Origin of the sequence: Steroidobacter sp., from assembly GCF_016790065.1 — a bacterium.
Lineage (GTDB): Bacteria > Pseudomonadota > Gammaproteobacteria > Steroidobacterales > Steroidobacteraceae > Steroidobacter.
In genome coordinates, this window is the sequence record NZ_JAEUPY010000578.1 from 1 (window position 1) to 2683 (window position 2683).

The following is a 2683-nucleotide window of genomic DNA, read 5'->3' on the forward strand; positions in this document are numbered from 1 at the left end:
GATGGAACATTCGGAACGGGTGCCGTCGAGCACATTGAACATCGCTTGCTGTACGCCGCAACTCGCGAGCCGCGCGGCGTCGATATCGAGCAGCGGCCCCGCCTCGACATATAAAACGTCGCCGTTGCGATCACCCGCGACCAAATGACTGCCGAGCCCCCGGTAACGAATCGCGGCATCACGAAACTCCGACGTCGACTTCGCGCGTGAGACCGCCAACAGCTGGTCGAGGCCCAGAGCATTTCCTTCGCCCGCGTCGGTGACGGCATACCAGCCGGCCGGACGCCCTGGCATGCCCGGCAGTTGATACAAAGCGCCGAGCTCGCTCCAGGCAATCGGAAATTCGCGTTGTACGATCGAGCCATCGGCCTGTTTGATATCGAGCTTGACCGGCGCGATGCGCAGCGACCGGCGTTTGCCATCGACGAAGTAACTCGGCTGCTTCCCGGTCTCCACCTGCATCTTTTGCAGCACGTAGTACGTCACCGTCGAGGGCGCTTCCATGCTCCACGCCACGTGCTCGTTGAACCCCGCGACGGGTAACGGCAAGCCGGCGAAATCGGCGCCGGCAACGTCGAGCTGACCCGGAATGGTCAGATGCAGCTGATGCATGTTGAGCCAGACATCGCGCCAGAATGTATGCGGATTGCCCATCACCATGGCGCTGCCCGTGCCGGTGACATCGCCGCCATAGGCCCAGGCATTGCTGCCGAATGAGGCAGGCGGTTGCAACATGACCGCACCGGCATCGGCCACCTTCGCCGGTGCGGGCTGACCCCACACGGAAGCCGCGGCGGCCGGGATCAAGTGAAATGATTTCCAAAGCACGCCGATCGACATCATGGCCCGCACCACATCGGCGACTTCCATCGCCGGAAGCGGCGCGCCCTGACAAGCCTGCGCCCGCTGTGCTTCGCTGAGTTCGGCAACGTAACGGGAATAGCCGGCAGCGTAACCACTGGCCAGCGCACGCGCGTCTGCTGACAACTTCTTGGTGGCGTCCGTCACATCCTTCGCCCCCAACTGGACGCGATGAAACAAATCGGAGTTCAAGTTGTTGGTGGGCACGAAGCCAGCCACGACTGGCGCCTCGGCACCGAACCAGCGCGAGCGCTCACCTCGCAGCGTCAGTATGCGGCCCGCCAACAGACATAAGCGGTGCGGAGCCACCGCATACCCGTAACCGAAGCCCAAGCTCTCATAGTCGTTGGCCTTGACGTGCGGTACCCCGTAGCTGGTCCAGCGAATCTCGGCGTCCAGCGGCTTCGCGCCACTGTCGGCGCAGAACGAAGCAGTGGCGACAGCCAGCAGCAATGCCAACGACGACGACGAATGGTTGTTCATGGCGCAGTTCGAGCCTGTGAGTCTATTGCACAACTTGTTATCTATATACCAATAGCAGTATTGTCTCAAGTCTGTTCGCCCCCAGACCATGATCATGACCATGAGCATCATTCCTGCCATCGCCGACGCTGCACCGGTGCTGACCCAATGGCGACGCCAGCTGCACACGCACCCAGAGCTCGCGTTCGAAGAGCACAGCACCGCCGCGTTCATCGCTAGCACCTTGGCAACGCTAGGCATCGAAGTTCACCGAGGACTGGGCGGTACGGGGGTCGTCGGTACCGTACGAGGCGCTCGACCGGGGATCTCCATCGGCTTCCGCGCCGACATGGATGCATTACCCATGAACGAAGAGAATGACTTCACCCATCGCTCGCAACATGCCGGCCGCGCACATGCATGCGGCCACGACGGACACGTCGTCGCGCTGCTCGGCTTGGCTCAGTATTTGTCACAGCACCCACCGGCCACGGGCACGGTGCAGCTGATCTTCCAGCCTGCGGAGGAAACCGCGAGCGGTGCTCAACGGATGATCGACGACGGGTTGTTCGAACGTTTCCCCTGCGACGAGATTTACGCGTTTCATAACATGCCCTTGTTCGCGCCGGGCACGGTGGGCATTCGCCCCGGCCCGGTGCTCACCGGCTACGCGATCTGGCAAGTGGACATCGAAGGTGTCGGCGGACATGGCGCCGCGCCTCATAAGGCTGCTGACCCGTTGCAAGCAGCGGCGCGCCTGGCGATCGAGATCTCGGCTATCGTCGGCCGCTTCGTCGACCCGATGCAACCGGCAGTCATCTCGGCCTGCTCGCTACATGCCGGGACCTCATACAACGTCATTCCGTCTCGCGCCGAACTATCCGGCACGCTGCGAGGCTTGTCGCAAGCAACTCAAGACCTGCTATTGCATCGTCTGTGCGAGGCTTGCGCTGCGCTCGAGCTGTCCAGCGGCTGCAAGATCGCCTGTCGCGTCGTGCATCAGTGCCCGCCTTGCGTGAATGCCGATGGGCCGGCGAAGTTGGCACAGCTGGCCTGCGCCGATGTGGTTGGCGCCGCCAATGTGCTCCAGGACCATCCGGCGCTGCCCTTCACCGATGACTTCTCGCACCTGCTGGAGCAGCGCCCGGGCGCCTACCTATTTATCGGCCAGAGCGGCGTGATGTGTCATCATGCGACCTATGACTTCGACGATGCACTGCTGCCGATTGCCGCCAGCATTTTCGCCTGCATCGTACAACGTCGATTGAATCAATCGGCACCCCAGTAGCAACAGGGCCAACGGATCCGATGACCGGCAAGACCAGCAAACTTTCCATGGCGGAACGTCGCGGCGTGCAAG

General features: G+C 62.4%; 2 protein-coding genes. One reads left to right on the forward strand and one right to left on the reverse strand.

Annotated features, from left to right (window positions below; genetic code table 11):
- The coding region (locus JNL55_RS23970; RefSeq protein WP_293860108.1) for a penicillin acylase family protein at nt 1-1344 on the reverse strand (1344 nt) is incomplete at its 3' end.
- A 100-nt stretch (nt 1345-1444) separates the two neighbouring features.
- On the opposite strand from JNL55_RS23970, the gene JNL55_RS23975 reads away from it, so the two are divergent.
- Nucleotides 1445-2611: an amidohydrolase gene (locus tag JNL55_RS23975; protein ID WP_293860111.1), complete on the forward strand. Its 1167-nt coding sequence runs from the start codon at nt 1445-1447 to the stop codon at nt 2609-2611.
- Nucleotides 2612-2683: the final 72 nt, after the last annotated feature.

Coding starts and splice junctions, on each gene's coding strand:
- JNL55_RS23975 (WP_293860111.1), top strand. CDS start 1,445: ATGAGCATCATTCCTGCCATCGCCGACGCTGCACCGGTGCTGACCCAA.